Origin of the sequence: Alteromonas sp. KUL106 (assembly GCF_009811415.1) — a bacterium.
Classification (GTDB): domain Bacteria; phylum Pseudomonadota; class Gammaproteobacteria; order Enterobacterales; family Alteromonadaceae; genus Alteromonas.
In genome coordinates, this window is sequence record NZ_BLIG01000001.1 from 247,545 (window position 1) to 266,492 (window position 18,948).

Here is an 18,948-nt window from a genome sequence, read left to right on the forward strand (position 1 = left end):
ATTCTCTGTTAACTTATAAAACACTTTTTCCATTGCGAACAAAGGAGGGCTTAACCACTTTTACTGTAACCCACTTTTTGCGCATTTCCACTTCTACTGTTTCGCCAACATCACGTGGTACTCGTGCCATGGCAATTGAGTGGCCCAATGTTGGAGAAAAAGTACCGGAGGTGATAACACCCTCGCCGCTTTCAGTTTTTACTTTAAGGCCATGACGCAGCACGCCTTTTTCAGTCATTACCAAGCCTACAAGCTTGTCGGTACCCGCTTCGCGCTGCGCTTCTAGTGCTTTACGCCCCACGAAGTCACGTTCTGCCGGTTCCCAAGTAATTGTCCAGCCCATGTTAGCGGCTAGTGGCGATACGGTTTCATCCATATCTTGGCCATATAAATTCATACCCGCTTCAAGGCGTAGGGTGTCACGTGCGCCTAGGCCACATGGCTTAACGCCTGCGTCTAGTAGTGCTTGCCAGAAGCTTTCTGCTTGCTCAGCTGGCACCATAATTTCGTAGCCTGCTTCACCTGTGTAGCCCGTTGTGGCGATGAACAAGTCTTCGGCTTGTACGCCAAAAAATGGCTTCATGCCTGCAACCGCTTCTTTTTGCGCTGCGCTAAATAACGTTGCCGCTTTTTCTTTAGCGTTAGGGCCTTGTATCGCAATCATAGCAAACTCAGGGCGCTCGGTAATGGTTACGTCAAAGCCTTCTGCTTTGCTCATTAACCAGTTCATGTCTTTCTCGCGGGTTGCTGAGTTAACTACCAAGCGATAGTTAGTTTCGTCGAAGTGATAAACAATAAGGTCGTCTACAACACCGCCTTCTTCATTCAGCATGCCGCTGTATAGCGCTTTACCTTTTTCCTTTAGTTTGGCTACATCGTTAGCCAACAAGTACTGAAGGTACGCTTTCGCTTGTGCGCCTTTAACATCAACAATGGTCATGTGAGACACATCAAACATACCGGCGTCTTGACGCACAGCGTGATGCTCTTCAATTTGTGAACCGTAGTTAATTGGCATATCCCAGCCGAAGAAATCGACCATTTTCGCACCCGCTTCTAGGTGCTTTGCGTGTAGGGCGGTGGTATTAGACATTCCACTTACTCTTTTTAATTGAAAGGTAGAAAACGAGAATGAGTATAGTGAGCTAACGTTTGTGCAACAAATTGGAAATTTTTATCAATACATTTAAAAAGCAAATGTATTAAGCTTACTGGATTAGGTATGCAAATGTAAAAGCCCCACACTTCGTCAGTAACAGGGCTTTCAAAATGAGTGATTACACCCCTTTTTATTATCGAGTTATGACCTGCATAAGAGCTTGCGCATCTTCGATGGGTGTCTCTGGGATATATTGCGTTGGAATGTCCGTTTGCTTTATCCAATCACGCTCCCAATTGATTAGTGCCTCTTGCATTGAAGCATCATCAAATGGTGTCTGGGTTTCCTTTGCTATGCGGTACGCAGATAAGTACATTTTCCAGCGTGGTAAATAATAATCTTTATACATTCCCTGCCAGGCTTTAGACGCATAATCTTTAAGCTTTGGTCCGCCCCATTGGGTTATTTGAAGTCGCGCATTGTTTATATAATACGCCGACTCTTGCTCAGTCTCGCCATAAGCCGACGCGTCGCTCAACCACGTGTGCAGGCTTTCTTGGTGAAATCCGAGTAAGTTGTCTAACTTCGCAACGGCAACGTCTATGGAAGTCATTAGTTCATCGCCCTTTGCAAAATCGTTTGCCGAATAGGCTTTTACCACTTCCTGTAGCATAAGGTCGACATGCAAAGACACAGCATGCTTCACGAAATCAACCACATCGTACTGATACAGGTACGCATTATCCATCGACTCTGCCAGTTCCAGTAATTGCAAGATGCCATCGTCTAAAGCCGTTAAGTTACCGGGGTGCCCTTCAAAATTTACAATATCGACGGTTGGACGCTTAAACAGCAAATATGCACCTGCCGAGCCTTCCCACCACCGGCTTTTCCAATAGCTAACGGAAAATACCCCGTTTATCACCTGCTCCCATGCAGCAATTAGTTGAGGTGACGTCTTTCCATATCGCGCTTTGGTGTACATTTCGAGCCAATTCTTCATATCCGGCTTGGCGTTCCAAGGTAAATCGAAGAGAAACTCATAGGCCACAGAGTTATTGTGGATCCCTTCGGGGAATACACCAAACCCGGTTAGCGCGCCTTTTTTATCAGAGTTTGTCACCACGTCTAGCTGCTCGACATAGTCTGCGAAGTCAGCATAAACAGGGTCTGAACCTCCATAGTTGTGAATGAAGCCAAACACCCATGGTTTGCCTTTGAAACCTTCCGTTCGCTGCCACACGTGATATCTGTCATTTCCGATATCGTGGATCATGGCTTTTTGATCGGGAACATCTTTTAAGAACGCTTCGATAGATGCGAGGTCCCAGAACTCTTCGTCTGCGCCAAACATCCATCCTTGCATTACCCACACAGCATCAGGTGCAACCTGTGCAATAGATTCGTAGATGCGTTTTCCATAGGATGCGAGCTCAGCGTAGCGGTTCTCTTCTGAAACCGGCGGTAGCATTTCGTTAAAAGCGTCTGAGAGGTAATAGTCCTGTTCACCATAAATTTCGGTATAAAGCTCAATAAATCGCTTAGCCACTGTTTTAAAGAGGGGGTCAGCGGGGTCTAACCAATAGGTGGCTTTTTCAAAGCCAGTCCAGCGAGGCATTTCATACACTTTAGCGTCAGGAAAACGGTCGACAAACGCTTTAGGCACATAGCCGCTGAAGGCGGGCACAACAGGCTTCATACCCAATGCTTTCATGCGTTTGAGAATGTGTTTTTGAAGAACGTGCTTCTTATCGATCCAGCTCTGGGGAAGAGGACCTTCATGCCCTTCGATATTCCCCATGCGTTGCCAAGGCGTAAATGCGGGACCGGAAAAATAATCGGCTAACTCTTGATCGGTAACATCAAAGTCTTTCCACAATGCTTGCCATACGAATTCTTGTCCTTCCATGGCAACCGGATTGTTTATGCCATGTAGCGCCATCCAGTCTATTTCTTTCTCCCAACGCTCCCAATCCCACCAGGGTGTGGTATAGCCATAAGCGCAAACATTTAAGTAAGTGCGTTGTTCAAACGGGGTTATTGTTTTTGCACCATCAAAATTTTCAAACACGTCAGGAAATGCGACATTTTTTCCTTCCCAACTGATCGACAAAGCCCCCTGCTCACGCAAATATTGATAGGCGCCATAAGCCAGCGCAGTGCGACTATTTGCCAGCACTTCGGCTTGCCCATCAATAACATTGACTTCAAACCACTCTGGCTCTTGGTCAGTAACTTTTATCGTTGAAATGTTTTTTACTTGTCCCTGTGTAACGCGTTCAAGAACAGCGTGAACCTCAGGATCTGTTTGTTTATGCACAACGTCTGAGACTTCTTGCTGCTTTTCGCAGCCAACTAATACGGCTGATAAGCTAAGGCACAAGGCGCTTATCGAGTGTGACCACGTTTTCTTCATTGCTTAATATCCTGATAAAAATCGTAGAAGAAATGCTGCGGTTCCCCGCAGCGCCTTTGTTTTAAAATGCGTACACCGCACTTAGATAGTAGCTAGTACCTATGATACTGGTGGTCTGCCAAACTGGCTTCTCTTCAGTGAAATAGGCTTCCTCGTTATTGCCGTTAATGTTCAGCGCGCCAAAACGAAGGTTCAGTGCTTCCGTTACGTTATAACTCAGTAGAATATCAACCTGATTTCTTCCGTCGACTACCCTTCCCTCGCGAGCAAAAAACGCATCCGTATTGTCTTGAACGTATGGGCTACGGTTGTTAATGGCGACTCTTGCACTAAACGTGTCGTTTTCCCAATAGCCAATAAAGTTCCACGTTTCTTCTGAAGAATTGGTGAGAACAAAGTCTTCGCTATCTTCTGCATCGATAAAGGTATAGTTGGCCGAGAAACCAAAACCATCAATAGGTAAAAAACTGTCTAGGCTCTGGTTCCAACCTAGCTCATAGCCTTTGATAGTCGTACCACTATCATCGTTGAAGGTACTCGTGATTTCATAAATATTACCTTGCGTGTCGACGCAGTCCTCCGGCGTTCCACTGAGCGTCACGTCGCTGTAGCTATCAGGGCAAACAAATTCAGAGACCGAACCGTTTTTAATTTCTTTCCAGAACAGCGTCAGTGCTAGGCTGTTCCCCTCACCGTAATACCACTCCAGCCCTAAATCAGCTTGATCAGCCGTCAGCGCTTTCATATTAGGTTGGCCAAGATCTACGGTGTAGGTGCGCGTGCCAAATGAATTGTTCACCGACGTCTCAGACGCGGCAATTTGTGTACGCGATGTCAACAATGGACGAACGAGCACTTTTGCCGCGGCAAAGCGCGCTTGTACTTCATCAGTCAACTCAAGTACCAGGTTTACGCTTGGTAAGAAATTGCTGTAGTCGTAGTCAAACGCCGTTTCGCCAATCACTAAACTGATTTCTGAGTTGATTGGGTTATTTTCACCGGTCAAATACGTATTGATTGTTCTATCGGTGGTTTCATAGCGGCCACCAATGTTTCCTCTCAATGTCATTTCACCTAAATACTTTTCGAAATCGACTTTACCGTAAAACGAAAGAATATCTCGCTCTATAGAATAGGAAGACTGAGCAGCGAATAAAGTTGGAACTGTCACACCTTCCGCGACAAGCGCATCTCGGTAGGCCTGAATATCAGGTGCCACCCAGCCATGATCTATTGACATTTGATTGTCTAAGAAGTCAGTCACCATATAGTTGAACTCGCTCATCGACGGAAGGTCACTCGGATCAGCCTCACCTATGGCAAACCTGTCTGTGCGAAAGACCTCTCGATTGAATTCTTCTTTACGGTATTTTCCTCCAAATGCAAAACCGGTAAAAAATTCCCCGTCGAGCGAACGAATTGCGTCGAATTGAAGCGCACTTTCTGAAGAATCCATATATCGCGTTGCGCCGTTTGGATACTCGTTCCTTGGCATATCTGCAGGGTATAAAGACGGGTCGGTTAAATCTTCATCCACATTAAACACAACGTTATTGCGGTCAGAAATATCCATATTGGCAGACACCGTAGTGGCTAAGATTACCGCCTCTTCTGCGTGAACAGCCTCACCTTTGGTGTAGTGAGCTACGCCAAGAATCGTCCAGTTTTCTGTCTCGTACTTCGACTCAAGCGTAAATGCTTTGCTGGTCGCTTGTTTGTCTTCGGCTTGGCGGTTATTTTCAAGGGTGAAATTGTCAATACGTACTTGCTTGTACACGCCATTATCCGGCTCGCCGAGCAAGGTAATTTCGTCACGATCGAACAAGAAAACCTGCTGGTTCAAATCTTGTATCGTGTCGTCATCGGCATAAATGGCCGTAAACGTTGTTTCAAAGTTATCACTGGGGCGCCACTGAAGAGCACCGTTCATCAGATAGCGTTTGGTCTCCCGGTCAATACGACGATAACGTGGACGGCGAGGGATATCATTACCTTCATCGTCGCTAAACCATCTCCCCATCCAGAAGTTGTCTACCCTATCGTCAAGTGCCTGATAACCCGCGTTTAAAAATAAACCTACTGTGTCATCAGCAAATTGATCGATATAGGTAATATTACCTTTGGGAGTTACATCATCTGTGGGAGAAAACTCTGAATATTGCCCTTTAACGGAAGCAACAACTTTACGCTCACTGTATGAAAGTGGCTTGGTGGTGTCGATATTAATGGTTCCAGACAAACCACCGGTATCCATGTCAGCACTCGGAGACTTAATGACTGCGATACTTGAAGCAAGTTCAGACTGAATGATGTCGTAACGGAAGCCGCCGGTGAAATCCGCATTTGCCATGGTTTGGCCATTCACCGTTGTTCTGGCGTATTGCGCACCTAAACCCCGCACACTAATTGTAGAGCCTCTGCCATTGATATTTGATATCTGTACGCCTGGAATTCGCTGGATTGCCTCTGCAATATTCTCTGTAGGAAATTTACCGATATCTTCGGAAGTTATGATATCAGCAACTTTCGTTTCATCGCGCTTTAGCGCGGCAGCTTGAACCAAACTAGAGCGGTAAGTAACGTCGATGCGTTCAACGTCACTATCATTAACATCTGGAGCAGTTTGAGCCAAAACCGGCGCGGGGGCGCTCAGTATTCCTATCATAGCACTGGCGAGTAACGTTTTCTTTGGACGAGCGTTATTCATGATGTGGTTCCCATCTTCTTTGTAGTGTTTGTTGTTCAGCTTCAGGCAACCAGCTGATAAGTTTTATTTCTTATTATTTGCGGTGTTTTTTTCATCACCTGCCATTGACGCTACCAACCCATGTCAACGTTGTCAACAAAAAATAAAATGTCAGTTGAATAATGTTGAGTACTTAGAAAAATGAACCTTCTGTAGGATGAAAACGTTAAACAGCGCGCTAGAGAGAAGGTTTACACGCCGAATCCCTGATTACGACCTCAAGAGAAAAACCTTTTGAATCAACAACATGAACATCATTAGATTTCATCATCTCGATAACCATGGCAGCAGCGGTGGCAGCAATATCAAAGTTGGGCTGATCAATGGTAGTAAGGTGGGGCCAAGTTTGCGTGGCGAAGGGGCTGTTTTCAAACCCGATAATCGAAATGTCCTCTGGCACTTTAAGATCATTGAGACGCGCCATAAATACCGCTCCCGCTGCAATTTCGTCATTACACGCAAAAATCGCAGAAGGCCTCTTGGGCATGGCGAGCACTTGCTTGGCCATATCCATTCCAGATTCAAAGGTAAACTCTCCGTCAATGATAAAGTTTTTATCAAAAGACAAACCTGCGAGTTCGTGCGCTTTTTTAAATCCCCGAACCCGGCCTAAACTCGATTCATGGGAGGCATGGAAGCCAAGAAAAGCAATATCTCTATGGCCTAACTCCAGTAAGTACTGCGTCATTTTAAACCCCGCATCTACATCGTCCACGTGCAGAACCGGAGCTAATTTATCGGGAGGTTGCTCGCCAGATAAGATCCTGACAACCTTTGCATCTCTACTCAGTAAAAACGTCACGAGCTCTTTATTTTCTGACAACGGCGGTGTGAGGATAATACCGCCAATCTGATTTGAACCAATCATGGCTGCGAGCTCATTTCCCACTTCATCAGAATGAGAATCGGTGGGGTGAATAACCAGTTCAAACCCTTTTTTTCTGCATTCAGAGATAATGCCGTTCTGCATTTCAATGACATAGTGACTATTAGGGTTGTCGTAGACAAACGCGAGAGAAAACGGTGCTTTACGCATGACTCTTGCGGTGTGGTTTGGCTGATAGTTCAACTGTTTTATTGACTCAAGTACCTTTTCCTTTACCGATTCACTTACGTTTGGCTCTTGATTAACCACTCGCGAAACCGTTTTAAACGATACTCCGGCCAGTTTCGCGACATCCTTAATTGTTGGTTTTTTCATGAAATTCTTTTCGGTACAAGGTATTGAGTGCTAGAGAGAATAAAGTGAAAGCCCCCTTCAAGCAAATTTCCTTATCTTGTAAACCCGTTGGCCGCTAACGCAATTTTTCAATTGTTTTAAAAAAGAGCATTGACAACGTTGACACAAGTAAACAAAAAGAGTTAGGGTAAAGTCATTGATTATAAAAAAAGCAATAAACATGACATCAAACACGCCATCTTCACGACTCCTGTCTCTCGATGTATTTCGCGGGCTGACTATAATCGCAATGATTGTGGTAAATAGTCCGAATACTTACGGAGAACTCTCGCACGCTCACTGGGTAGGCATTAACTTTGCCGATTTAGTGTTTCCGTTTTTCATTCTCATTGTCGGCGTGGCGATAAGCTTGGGGTTCAAAAATATTGATTCATCTTCGCCGCAATTACCTGACATTTTGAAAAAAGTGTGGAGAAGAGCCCTTACGCTCATTGGGCTTGGACTCGTTGTTAATTTGTTTTACACCCACTTCGAACAAATAAGACTACTTGGCGTATTACAAAGAATTGGTATTGTTTATCTCGTCTGCTGTTACCTGGCAATATACTGCACGACAAAAACCGTGGTTAAAGTGGGCGTTGCTATTTTGCTTCTGTACTGGTTATTTATTCTGCTGGTTCCCGCCCCCGGTCTTCCTAACGGTCATCTCGTGCGTGGCGAGAATATAATAAATTGGTTCGATCAATTTGTACCGGGTATGCTATGGCGCGGCACATGGGACCCTGAAGGGCTGCTCAGTACTTTTCCTGCCGTTGTTACGGGCATTATGGGTATGCTCATTGGTCACATTATTGTCAAAGGAAAGGGCAACCTACCTATCACGGTAATGAATTTGTTCGTTTTCGGATTTGTTACCTTTTCTCTGGGATGTATTTGGAGCCTAGGCTTTCCTTTTATTAAACAAGCATGGACCAGCTCATTTGTATTAGCCACCGGCGGAATAGGTGCCATGATCTTGGCTAGTATGATGTGGTATACCGATGTAAAAGGTTTCAGAAGCGGCACTAAAGTAGCCACCATATTTGGGGCCAACGCAATCACCGCTTACGTCCTGCATGTAATTATTGAAAAGTTTCTTGATTGGCAAGTCGCCGGTATCTCTATTCACAACAGCTACATCGGATTGATGTCCAGCATGGGCGTAAGTGACTTTTTTAGTGCTACGGTATGGGTCATTCTATTTCTCTGCGTTTGCTTTATCCCTGTGTATGTCCTTTATCGCAAACAAATTTTCATAAAGATTTAAGGTGGAACCTGTGACTCAGAATTATTTTGTCGGCATTGACGGCGGTGGCACTAAATGTAAAGCGCGACTTGAAAACGAACAGGGTGAATTACTCGGCGAAGGGTTGTCAGGCCCGTGCAACCCTGCTCAGTCTGCTGATACTGCGTTCGCTTCAATAATTGAAGCGACATCACTGGCATTAGACGCTGCTGCAATTCCAGCAACAAAAATAAGCGACCTTAACGTGTGTCTGGGCCTTGCGGGCGTGAACGTTCCACGCTATCGACAGACTGCTCAAAGCTGGATCCTCCCATTTAAACGGACCCACATAACCACCGATTTGCACATTGCTTGCTTAGGCGCTCATGCAGGTAAAGACGGTGCAATCATCATTACCGGTACCGGTAGTTCAGCACTAGCAAGCGTGGCTGGCAACTTAACAAGCATCGGCGGACATGGTTTCCCTTTGGGCGATAAAGCCGGTGGCGCATGGCTAGGCTTACAGGCTTTGCAATACACCCTTGAAGCACTCGATTCACTGGTGCCGCCGTCCAGACTTGTTACAGATATGTGCGAGGCTCTAGGTACTGACGAACCTCAAGAAATAGTCGGTAAGTCACTGCATTACAAATCGAGTGATTTCGGTAAGTTTGCGCCAGTAGTGGTGACATGTGCTAACGACAATGATCCCGTCGCTCTTGCCATTGTAAACGAAGGCAAGCAATACCTCATCGAGGTTATCTCACACTTAGACAAACTTGGCGCTGAACGCATCTCATTGATTGGAGGTCTCTCGTCGCAGTGGGCCCAGTGGCTGCCTGAAAATATTCGACAACGCCTACAAGCCCCGATGTGTCCGCCTGAATTTGGTGCAGTTTCATTAATAAAACACCTGGTAAAGGAGTGTTGATATGACTTACGTAACCAAAATGGCGGCTGAAGCGGCCGAACCCCCCCAAGTTCTGAAGCGACAACTGGAAAGTAATACTCATATATACCGTAAGTTATCTGCAGAGATTGAAAAACACGACCCGGAATTTGTGTATATCATTGGCCGCGGCACCTCAGACCATGCAGGTGTATTTGGAAAGTATCTGATTGAGACCGAAATGGGTCTGCCGGTTGCTTCGGCCGCGCCATCGGTAAACAGCGTTTTTGGTAAATCACTGCGATTAAATCGGGCTCTTGTTTTCATCATTTCTCAGTCAGGTAGAAGCCCAGACATACTTGCGCAAGCCAAAATGGCAAAGGAAAAAGGCGCCTTATGTGTTGCGCTGGTAAATGATGAGTCTTCGCCGGTCAAAGATATCGTTGATGTTTTTGTCCCGCTTTGCGCCGGGCCTGAAATTGCTGTAGCGGCAACGAAAAGCTATCTCGCTACACTTTATGCCTTACTAAGCATTGTTGCAGCCTGCACTAAACGTCGCGATATACACGAGGCATTGCTTGCCTTACCTGCGCAGTTAGCGTCAGTAATAACAACCCCTTCCGTACTTACTGCTGAACATCTAGCACCGCTTGAGCGATGCGTAGTACTAGGCCGTGCTTTCGGTTATGCCATTTCCAGAGAGATAGCGCTTAAAATGAAAGAGGTTTGTGGAATACAGGCCGAGGCCTTCAGCAGCGCGGAATTTCTTCATGGACCAATATCCCTTTTAAACCGCAACATTGCGATTATCGATGCCCATATTCCTGACGCATCGAGTCGCGTACATAAGGCACAAATTGAAGAAGTTGCCCGCAGAGGAGCACAAATTTTTCCTTTATTTGAGGTACCATCAGATATACACCCTCTCACTTCGGCACTTGTCGTTATGCAGCGTTTTTACTTAGATATTGAAAAGGCCGCGCGCGAGATGGGTATGGACCCAGACAGCCCTGTCGGGCTTAAAAAAGTAACGGAAACGCTCTAGCAATGAAATCTTTTTTTGCCAAACGCCTCTTTGACGGCTTTACACTCCATTCAAACGTACGTTTTGAGGTGAATAAAACTCAAGTGACTGCTTTCTATTCAGATAGTGAAGATGAAAGTAACGCTGAGGTTATCCATGAACTGGTCATTCCCGCCATGGTTGATGTTCAGGTGAACGGTGGAGGCGGCGTTCAATTTAACGAGACGCCTACCTTATCTACACTTCAGCAAATGGCAAAGGCCTATTTAAACGTGGGCACAGGTAGCTTAATGCCAACCATTATCACTGACGACATCGACGTTATGAACAAAGGCGCTGATGCCATAGCTTTAGGCCATAAATGGGATCCAGGTGCTATTCCGGGTGTCCATTTTGAAGGGCCTCACCTCAGCATAGCCAAAAAAGGCATGCATAGCTCAAAGCATATCCGCTCGCTTAGCGACAAAGAGCTGGCTTTATTTACTCGAGATGATCTGGGTAAGGTTATTGTTACTCTGGCACCAGAGGCGGTTTTACCTTCAGATATAGAGGCTTTGACGAACGCAGGCGTTATTGTCTCTATAGGCCACACGAACGCGACGTCAGAGGATTGCTTTACCGCTTTTAATGCCGGTGCTACTGGTGCCACGCACCTTTTTAATGCCATGTCACCCTTCACCAGTCGAGAGCCTGGGATGGTTGGAGCTTCACTTTACAGAGATGACGTCTATTGCGGATTAATTGTTGATCACCATCACGTTCACCCTGTGTCAGCAACGCTAGCGATAAAGCTTAAAGGCGATAAACGATTAATGCTGGTCACCGACGCCATGGCACCAGCGGCCAGCGACGTCGACCACTTCGTCTATCAAGGCACCAAAGTCATGCGTAAAAATAATACGTTGCGTCTTGAAGACGGTACATTAGCGGGTTCACTATTAACCATGGAACAAGCCATTCAGCATACTCACTTCGACCTAAATATCGACCTGCAAGCAACGCTAAGAATGGCAACGTCAACGCCCGCAGCATTTATTAAAAGCGAAGCCAACATTGGCACATTGCGCACAGGCGCTGTCGCAAATTTTGTAACGTTGGATGAAAGTCTTAAGGTCACCCGCTGTTGGCGCAATGGCGAGCTTGCCCAGTAGGCGCACGCCCAACATGTAAGCCACTTATATCCAATGAATCGTTAACAAGACGCGCTAATAGTTAAAACAGTAAGTAAGCAAGACAGTGACATAAAAACAATATAAGAAGGAAACGCGATGCAAACTGCAGTTAAATCCACCCCGTCAACCATGCTCCCGATGGTAATAATCGGCACCTTGTTTTTCGTTTTTGGTTTTATCACGTGGCTGAATGGAGCACTCATCCCCTTCTTGCAAATTGTTTGTAATTTGAATGGAACAGAGGCGTTGCTGATCGCGTTTAGCTTTTACATTGCGTATGTTGTTATGGCGCTTCCTATGTCATTCGTGCTCAATAAAATGGGCTACAAGAACGCCATGACTTTTGGCCTTGTGTTAATTGCAGTAGGCTGCTGCCTCTTTGTTCCGGCAGCCAAAACCCAAGCATTCATATTGTTTATCACAGCCCAATTTGTCGTCGGTTCCGGTTTAACTATTCTACAAACCGCATCAAACCCATATTTGGTGAAAATTGGGCCGTCAGAAAGCGCCGCCGCAAGAATCTCCATTATGGGGTTACTCAATAAAGGTGCAGGTTGGCTTGCCCCTATGGTATTTATTGCGCTTGTACTCGGAGATTTGTCGGGTATCACTGAACAAAGTATTGCAGCGCTGCCAGAGGCTGAACGAAGTGCACAAATACAGCAATTAGCGCAAAGTCTGATCATGCCTTACTTGGGAATGGCCGCTGCGTTAGTCCTGCTTGCAATCGCATTAAGTTTTTCAGGGTTACCTGAACTCGATCTCGATGTGGAAGATAAAAAACTTGCCGAATACGGGAAAGGTAAAGGCTCGGTTTTGCAGTTCCCTCAGCTTGTCTTCGGTGTTATTGCGCTTTTTTGCTATGTAGGCGTTGAGGTTATCGCTGGCGATACTATAGGACTAGCAGGCTCACAGCTAGGCGTGCCGGGCGCACTTGGGCTTACTTCGTATACCATGTTCTTTATGGTTGTGGGGTATAGCCTAGGTTTATTACTTGTGCCTAACGTGTGTACTCAGCACCAATTACTTACCCTTTCTTCGGTATTAGGTATCACTTTGTCTATCGGTATCCCTTTCACTAACGCTGAAAGCCAACTCTTTGCAAGTTTTCTGTGGGGCTGGACTGGCATTACGGCGCTTCCTGATCCTATTACCCTAATTGCACTACTGGGCCTTGCCAATGCCATCGTATGGCCCGCCGTTTGGCCTCTCGCTTTAGAGGGATTAGGTAAATTTACTGCGCGCGGGTCTGCACTATTGATAATGGGCATAGCAGGAGGTGCAATTATTCCTCTATTGTTTGGATTTGCGGCTGATCACTTCGGCGTGCTGAACGCTTACTGGACAACGATACCATGCTACGCCTTCATTCTTTTTTACGCTTTGAAGGGCTGGCGTTTAAGAGAATGGTAATTTAGGCGACGACGTGGTGGGTTTACGGTAGGCTTAAGTGTTATTCTTGAAGTAATGTTTAATGCCGGTGATGTCGGAATCCATATTTAACGATGAAACAGCTTTCCCTTGATACCTTACGCACCTTTGTTAGCGTTATTGAACTGGGTGGCTATGCAAAGGCGGGCGACTTTTTAGGTCGCTCTCAACCTGCCATTAGTTTACAAATAAAAAAACTTGAATCGCAGTTAAACAGAAAGCTATTCACTAAAGTGGGTCAACGTCACGTGCCCAGTGCAGACGGTAATTGGCTTTACCCGAAAGCCAAAGAAATATTAGAGCTTAATGACAACATTTTTCGAAGCCTGACCCCTGCGCCATTAAGCGGCCGATTGCGTTTGGGCATTCCTAACGAATTCGCCTCTACCTTGTTACCGGGATTAATCGGAGAGTTTTCGAAGCGCTACCCCGATGTATCGTTAGAGGTAACGTCAGCACTAAGTCGCGATCTACTTCATCCGACACAACGCGATCATTTCGATCTAATTTTGGCATTAGTTAACCCTGGCGAACAAACAGAAGGCGAAGTGGTATTAGAAGACGATGTGGTGTGGGTTGGCGACACCGCCCATCCGTTAGTTGGAAACAATATTCCATTAGTCTTAGCGCCAGATGGCTGCATGTATAGAAGCCGAGTAATTGAACAGTTGAAGCAGCAAACTTTTGCTTGGAAAATAAGCTACACTAACGCCGATTTAGGGGGGCTTGTTGCGGCTATTCAACAAGGCCTTGGGGTTACCGCGCTGGCAAAATCAAGCTTACCTGCCAACTTAGCGGTTTTGAACCACCCGCATTTACCTAAACTGGGCAAGGTGAACATTTGCTTGTTTAACCAAGACACACAGCACCCTGTTATCAGTAAGACATTGGCCGAATTTTTTAAAGTGAGGTTGAGAGGGTAGCCTATTCATTTCCAAGTTAGCACACATTTATTAAGGGGATGTCAATAAAGATGCCGCCCCAGAAATGAGTTCATTACAACTTAGTGAAGTTAGTATGTCACCGCAGCGAAAACACCACTCGCAACTAAAAAACAAGCGACTGGCCTTGCTTTGCCAGCGTAAAGTTAAACCCTAATTTATTGGCTTGCGCTAATTCACTTTCAATCACCCTACGTGGTTCTTCACCGGCTTTAAGGCTGTACTTAATATGGCTTATCACAATATTCATCGCCGAAAACTGACTTTTGTCTTCGACTAAGTCGTGAAAACGGGTGAGCTCTTGCATCAACCAATTAGGCGTCAGGTGGCCAAACAACAATGTGTCTGGGCGATTATTGGAAAATGAAACTTCAATAACCATGCCTCTTAATGTTTTCGTTCGCATTTGTTGTGCTAGGTATTGCCATATCGTGCTTAACTTCCCTTCTTTTTCTACGCCATCTGGGCCGGTGTCACCGAAGTAAACAAACATATCGTCCTCGCTTTCAATAATGAAAGCCGTGGATTCCAAGGGGTGGCTCAGGCTAAACGGTGTTACCGTTAGTTTTGTACCTTCAATGGGCATCGGTTGCTGAGGCGCTAAATCGATAACGTCGTATTTATTGAGTTTTGGTTCTATGCCTCGATTGGTAAAATTAGCCCACGCTTGCCAATTAAAATACGTACTCCCCATCGTGTCATTTACCGACTTTAATGCATAAATCGGCTTTTCATTGTCATCGGGCGACGCCACGAGCAAACCAGCGACATGATCTAAATGTCCATGACTGATTAAGTAAGCTTTAACATGGTTATGCAAAATATTACCGTTGGCCTTAAGGCCTTCGTCAGGTCTGTTTTCAAGCCCGTCAAAAGCGTCTGATTCCAGTGCGACGTCAATACCATTGACAATTGTTCCTGCGTCCAAGGCGACAAAATTTTCCTCATGTACGCTTCGCAGTAAAAACGCGCTCAAGTTACCGTCTTTGATTCCGCCGGTATCTCCTAAGGTGATTAATTGAAATGCTGGCGCCACGCTATTGCTGCTCACTTTGAACGCCGTTTCGTTTGTCTGATCGCTGCTTTTTATTGACGTTGTATTACAGGCGCTAAGCGCTGCGAGTACAAAAAAACCTAGGGTATATCTCAACATTTCTCTTCGCTCTTAAATCACGTCAGTTTTTTAGGTTGTCGAATACTGACTAAAAAATAAAAAATGTGGCCACAAACCTTTATGCCCACATCACCATAGTGGCTGCAACTCCCACAAGCAGAAGCCCTGTAATTTCACGTTTTGTCACCGTATTTTTTAGCCAGTAGTGAGACAGAAGCAAAGTTAACAGCACCTCTAACTGCCCCAATGTTTTTACCAGCGCCACATGTTGTAGCGCCATAGCCGTGAACCAACAAATAGACCCCAAGCAACTTACTGCACTTATCGCTAGCACCTGTTTTTTAGCGGCCTTTAATTGCTTAAATATTACGGGGTTGGTGAGCCCAATATAAGTGCTCAATGTAACGGTTTGGACACAGAGCACCCATAATAGAACCCAGGCTGCGCCAAGAGTATGCGGTACGCTAAGCATATGGCTGGCTTCGCGCACCAGTAGTGACGTTAATGCAAAGCAGGTGCCGCAAGCAAAACCTATAACCATGGTTTTAACGCTAATACCATAAAGTCTGCCGCCACTACTTAGTATAAATACCGCGACGCCCCCTATTACAATACCCGCCCATCCCAAAGGCGTTAAATAACTTCCGAAAAAGAGCGTGCCTACTACGCCTGCCACTAAGGCCTCACTTTTCGCCAGTCCGGCCCCAACGGCAAAGTTTCTCTGCTTGAACAAAACAATCATGAAAGACGTGGCGGCTATTTGAAGAATTGACGCGCACAAAACTACAGCCATAAATGTGGCTGAAAATTGTGGCAATGTACTGGTTTTTCCCCCATAAAGTATCAGCAAATAAACAAGTGCCAGAGGTGGGGCCAGAATAAAACGCGACAGCGTAACGCCAGAGGTACTCACCGACGCGCTCAGTTTGCTTTGAAGCGCATTTCGCACAGTTTGCAGAACCACCGCGCCTAGCGTAAATAAAATCCAACTCATGTTCTGTGACAAATTCTAGCAGTTAAATGTTTTAACGTGCTTCCAATAAACAGCTCAATTAATGACGCAGTGCTTATGCCCTGTTTTCGCTTTTTGCTGTTGCCAACGCCGGGGCACTTCAGAGCATGTAAACGCAATCCATGCTAGGTATTGCCTTTCTAAAGGCCCATAGCATGGCTGACGAAAGCGTTTTTTACAGCGGTGAGTTTATCGGTCGCTGAGAGCCCTATACCGCGCACCAGCTTTTTAAGGGGGTCGTTACCATCAAACAAAAATTTAAATCCGTCCATGGCGGCGATCATTTTCATAGCTTCTGTTTTTCGGCTTCGTTCATAGCTGCGCAAATGCTTATGCAAGCCGATATCTTTACCTGCTAGACTCAGCTCTGTAAGTGTTTCGGCTAAGGCTAGTGCATCTTGCATTCCCAAATTCGCGCCCTGCCCCGCAAGCGGATGGATAGTATGTGCCGCATCACCGACCAGCACTACACCGTCCTTTGCCCATTGACGCGCATAGCGCATAGTAAGTGGGAAAGCTGAACGTTGGGTTTCAAGAGCAGCCGTACCGAGCACGCTATTACACGCAGCGGTTAATGCATTACAAAATGCATCGTCATTTAATGCCATCAGTGAATTTGCTTGTTCTGGCGTCTGAGACCAAACAATTGAACATACGTTTGGCGCTACCATAGGCAGTAACGCAAGCGGTCCTGTTGGCGTAAATGCTTGCCTGGCAACATTGTTGTGAGGCTTATCCGTTCGAATGTTCGCTACGATAGCGGTATGTTCGTAGTCTTTAAAGGTAATTGGCAAACCGGCCTGCTTTCTTACCATCGAATGACCACCATCAGCACCTACCAACAGCCTACAGCTTATTACGTCGTCATTATCTAACATAAGCATGGTTTGGTTTGGCCCAGCCAGCACTCTTTCAATACCCGCGGTAACAAGCTGTACATTCGATTGCGCTTCTACAGCTTCAGACAGCGCATTGACGAGCGCTTGGTTTTCAACAATGACGCCTAAGGCATCGCTCCCCATTTCATCACACGAGAAAGAGATATCACCAAAACTGTCTTTATCCCACACATGCATATCGGTGTAGGGATTCGCTCGGTCTTGCTGTAAGTGTTGCCAAACGTGATATTGCTTGAGCGCTTTGATATTTGCCTGATTTATGGCACTCACTCTGGCTGTAGGCTTTTCAGAAAGCGTCTGATAACACGCTGTCTTATCAACAACGGCTATCTGTAATTCACTATGTTTAAGTGCGGCGGCAAGGGTCAAACCCACAATGCCACCACCTACTATTGCTAAATCAACATGCTGCATTGCGGCCTCTGTTCACTTGCGATGTTTCGCCATAGCCTGTTGTGCGTTTCACAAAAGCTTTTTTTGCTTGCGGGAGCATACTCAGCGCAAGGAGCGACACATTCCGGCCAATCACCGTAGGAAAATACTGATTAGAAAAGGTTCTTACCAGGGTATCGGTAAGGGTTATTGTGTTGTCTCTGTCTCGTATTCTTTCATTTGCATAACGCGTTAGGATGTCAAATGCCCCAGCATCAAAACGGTCAGAAACACAGGCTTGCACTAATTTGCTCGCACTGTTTTCTTCCCCCTTTTGTACTGTTTGTTGTTTTTTGTGCGCTTTTTGCGACGTATCGAGGATAGCGATAAGGGTGCTTAGATCTCGTAAACCTAAGTTGAAACCTTGTCCAGCAATGGGGTGTAGTGCCTGCGCGGCATTGCCTACCACCAGGGTTCGATGGCTCATGATCGGTTCCGCTTTCGCAAGGGCAAGCGGGTAGCTGGCTAACTCACTTACTCTAAGTATTCTACCTTGGCGATAACCGAAGGCACCTTGTAAAGCCTTTACAAATTCTGTCTTACTTAACGCCATTAAAGATTTCGCGGTGTCTGTTTCCACTGTCCACACCACTGAAAAACCGTTTCCTTTCGCTTTAACGCCGTCAATTTCACTATCAAAAGGCAGAAATGCAAGCGGACCGGACGGTGTGAACCGTTCATACGCTTTGTTATCGTGCGGCATTTGCACATGCACATTAAATACAATGGCAGTTTGGTTATAGTCGGTTATAGTTTTAGCTATTCCCACCTGCTGCGCTAAACCTGACCTGCCTCCATCCGCCAACACAAGTAACCGTGCTGTGAGCGTCTCGCCACTATCAAGCTCAACGTTTACCCCATCTTTTTGCTGGGTCACGGTAATAACCTTTGCTGGCGCAATGTGGTGATAAGTAGAATTTGTACTTATTGCCATCCTAGTCAGTGCGCTTAGACTAACGACTTGCCCGAATGCATCAATATGGTAATCCTTACTATCTAAGTGCAGTAGGCCTAAGTGACCTTTATCACTCACTTCAATATGCTTTATTTTAGGAGGTAATTCGCCGTTGTGCTGTTTTGCTAAGTCTTCGAGATTTAGTCCAATATCAGAAAGTTCATTGACGGTACGTCTTGCCAGCGCAATTACACGAGTGTCGGTAAACGGGTTGAAATCGTTGGATGACTCACGACACTGTTGAGGGTCTGCAGCATCAATGAGTGCGACAGCAAGCCCTACTTTTTCTGACAGTCCTTTTGCCAATACGGTACCTACAATACCACCACCAATAATTGCTACATCAACCGATTTCACCGTATTTCATCCTGTGA

At 45.8% G+C, this 18,948-nt stretch carries 14 protein-coding genes; 6 read left to right on the plus strand and 8 right to left on the minus strand.

Features of this window, described 5'->3' with window-relative positions:
• Positions 1-13: 13 nt before the first annotated feature.
• From gcvT to GVO63_RS01030, 4 genes are all read right to left on the minus strand, one after another.
• Positions 14-1,093 (minus strand): glycine cleavage system aminomethyltransferase GcvT, encoded by a 1,080-nt coding sequence (gene gcvT / locus GVO63_RS01015; protein WP_159577783.1) that lies wholly within the window; start codon positions 1,091-1,093, stop codon positions 14-16.
• Positions 1,094-1,292: 199 nt separating this feature from the next.
• A complete protein-coding gene (locus GVO63_RS01020; RefSeq protein ID WP_159577784.1) occupies positions 1,293-3,515 on the minus strand; it encodes an alpha-N-acetylglucosaminidase in 2,223 nt (740 codons plus the stop codon).
• 61 nt (positions 3,516-3,576) lie between these two features.
• Positions 3,577-6,222 carry a TonB-dependent receptor gene (locus tag GVO63_RS01025; protein WP_159577785.1) on the minus strand — a complete coding sequence of 882 codons (2,646 nt, stop codon included), beginning with the start codon at positions 6,220-6,222 and terminating at the stop codon, positions 3,577-3,579.
• A gap of 217 nt (positions 6,223-6,439) precedes the next feature.
• On the minus strand, positions 6,440-7,462 hold the full coding sequence (locus GVO63_RS01030) for a LacI family DNA-binding transcriptional regulator (RefSeq protein ID WP_159577786.1): 1,023 nt from the start codon (positions 7,460-7,462) through the stop codon (positions 6,440-6,442).
• Between the two features lie 199 nt (positions 7,463-7,661).
• Between GVO63_RS01030 and GVO63_RS01035 the strand changes: the two genes are divergently transcribed.
• From GVO63_RS01035 to GVO63_RS01060, 6 genes are all read left to right on the plus strand, one after another.
• A complete protein-coding gene (locus GVO63_RS01035) occupies positions 7,662-8,747 on the plus strand; it encodes an acyltransferase family protein (protein WP_159577787.1) in 1,086 nt (361 codons plus the stop codon).
• A 10-nt stretch (positions 8,748-8,757) separates the two neighbouring features.
• Complete coding sequence (locus GVO63_RS01040; RefSeq protein WP_159577788.1) at positions 8,758-9,636, plus strand: BadF/BadG/BcrA/BcrD ATPase family protein; 879 nt, start codon at positions 8,758-8,760, stop codon at positions 9,634-9,636.
• Position 9,637: 1 nt separating this feature from the next.
• Positions 9,638-10,639 (plus strand): glucosamine-6-phosphate deaminase NagB-II, encoded by a 1,002-nt coding sequence (gene nagB-II / locus GVO63_RS01045; protein WP_159577789.1) that lies wholly within the window; start codon positions 9,638-9,640, stop codon positions 10,637-10,639.
• Positions 10,640-10,641: 2 nt separating this feature from the next.
• A complete protein-coding gene (nagA, locus tag GVO63_RS01050) occupies positions 10,642-11,769 on the plus strand; it encodes an N-acetylglucosamine-6-phosphate deacetylase (protein WP_159577790.1) in 1,128 nt (375 codons plus the stop codon).
• A gap of 117 nt (positions 11,770-11,886) precedes the next feature.
• Complete coding sequence (locus GVO63_RS01055) at positions 11,887-13,203, plus strand: sugar MFS transporter (protein ID WP_159577791.1); 1,317 nt, start codon at positions 11,887-11,889, stop codon at positions 13,201-13,203.
• Between the two features lie 92 nt (positions 13,204-13,295).
• Entirely contained in the window at positions 13,296-14,144 is an 849-nt protein-coding gene (locus GVO63_RS01060; RefSeq protein WP_159495090.1) for a LysR family transcriptional regulator, read from the plus strand.
• A gap of 124 nt (positions 14,145-14,268) precedes the next feature.
• Here the strand turns inward: GVO63_RS01060 and GVO63_RS01065 are convergent, their stop codons facing one another.
• The 4 genes from GVO63_RS01065 to GVO63_RS01080 all read right to left on the minus strand — a co-directional run bounded on the left by GVO63_RS01065 (position 14,269) and on the right by GVO63_RS01080 (position 18,931).
• Entirely contained in the window at positions 14,269-15,315 is a 1,047-nt protein-coding gene (locus GVO63_RS01065; RefSeq protein ID WP_159577792.1) for an MBL fold metallo-hydrolase, read from the minus strand.
• 79 nt (positions 15,316-15,394) lie between these two features.
• Complete coding sequence (locus GVO63_RS01070) at positions 15,395-16,270, minus strand: multidrug transporter (RefSeq protein ID WP_159577793.1); 876 nt, start codon at positions 16,268-16,270, stop codon at positions 15,395-15,397.
• Between the two features lie 158 nt (positions 16,271-16,428).
• Positions 16,429-17,601: an FAD-dependent monooxygenase gene (locus GVO63_RS01075; protein ID WP_159577794.1), complete on the minus strand. Its 1,173-nt coding sequence runs from the start codon at positions 17,599-17,601 to the stop codon at positions 16,429-16,431.
• The gene (locus tag GVO63_RS01080; protein WP_159577795.1) at positions 17,588-18,931 is read right to left on the minus strand and encodes an FAD-dependent monooxygenase; all 1,344 of its coding nucleotides are present in this window, start codon (positions 18,929-18,931) and stop codon (positions 17,588-17,590) included. Before GVO63_RS01080 ends, GVO63_RS01075 begins: the two co-directional genes overlap by 14 nt.
• Positions 18,932-18,948 lie beyond the last annotated feature (17 nt).

Coding starts and splice junctions, on each gene's coding strand:
- nagA (WP_159577790.1), top strand. CDS start 10,642: ATGAAATCTTTTTTTGCCAAACGCCTCTTTGACGGCTTTACACTCCAT.
- GVO63_RS01075 (WP_159577794.1), bottom strand. CDS start 17,601: ATGCAGCATGTTGATTTAGCAATAGTAGGTGGTGGCATTGTGGGTTTG.
- GVO63_RS01065 (WP_159577792.1), bottom strand. CDS start 15,315: ATGTTGAGATATACCCTAGGTTTTTTTGTACTCGCAGCGCTTAGCGCC.
- gcvT (WP_159577783.1), bottom strand. CDS start 1,093: ATGTCTAATACCACCGCCCTACACGCAAAGCACCTAGAAGCGGGTGCG.
- GVO63_RS01035 (WP_159577787.1), top strand. CDS start 7,662: ATGACATCAAACACGCCATCTTCACGACTCCTGTCTCTCGATGTATTT.
- GVO63_RS01020 (WP_159577784.1), bottom strand. CDS start 3,515: ATGAAGAAAACGTGGTCACACTCGATAAGCGCCTTGTGCCTTAGCTTA.
- GVO63_RS01025 (WP_159577785.1), bottom strand. CDS start 6,222: ATGAATAACGCTCGTCCAAAGAAAACGTTACTCGCCAGTGCTATGATA.
- GVO63_RS01055 (WP_159577791.1), top strand. CDS start 11,887: ATGCAAACTGCAGTTAAATCCACCCCGTCAACCATGCTCCCGATGGTA.
- GVO63_RS01070 (WP_159577793.1), bottom strand. CDS start 16,270: ATGAGTTGGATTTTATTTACGCTAGGCGCGGTGGTTCTGCAAACTGTG.
- GVO63_RS01060 (WP_159495090.1), top strand. CDS start 13,296: ATGAAACAGCTTTCCCTTGATACCTTACGCACCTTTGTTAGCGTTATT.
- GVO63_RS01030 (WP_159577786.1), bottom strand. CDS start 7,462: ATGAAAAAACCAACAATTAAGGATGTCGCGAAACTGGCCGGAGTATCG.
- nagB-II (WP_159577789.1), top strand. CDS start 9,638: ATGACTTACGTAACCAAAATGGCGGCTGAAGCGGCCGAACCCCCCCAA.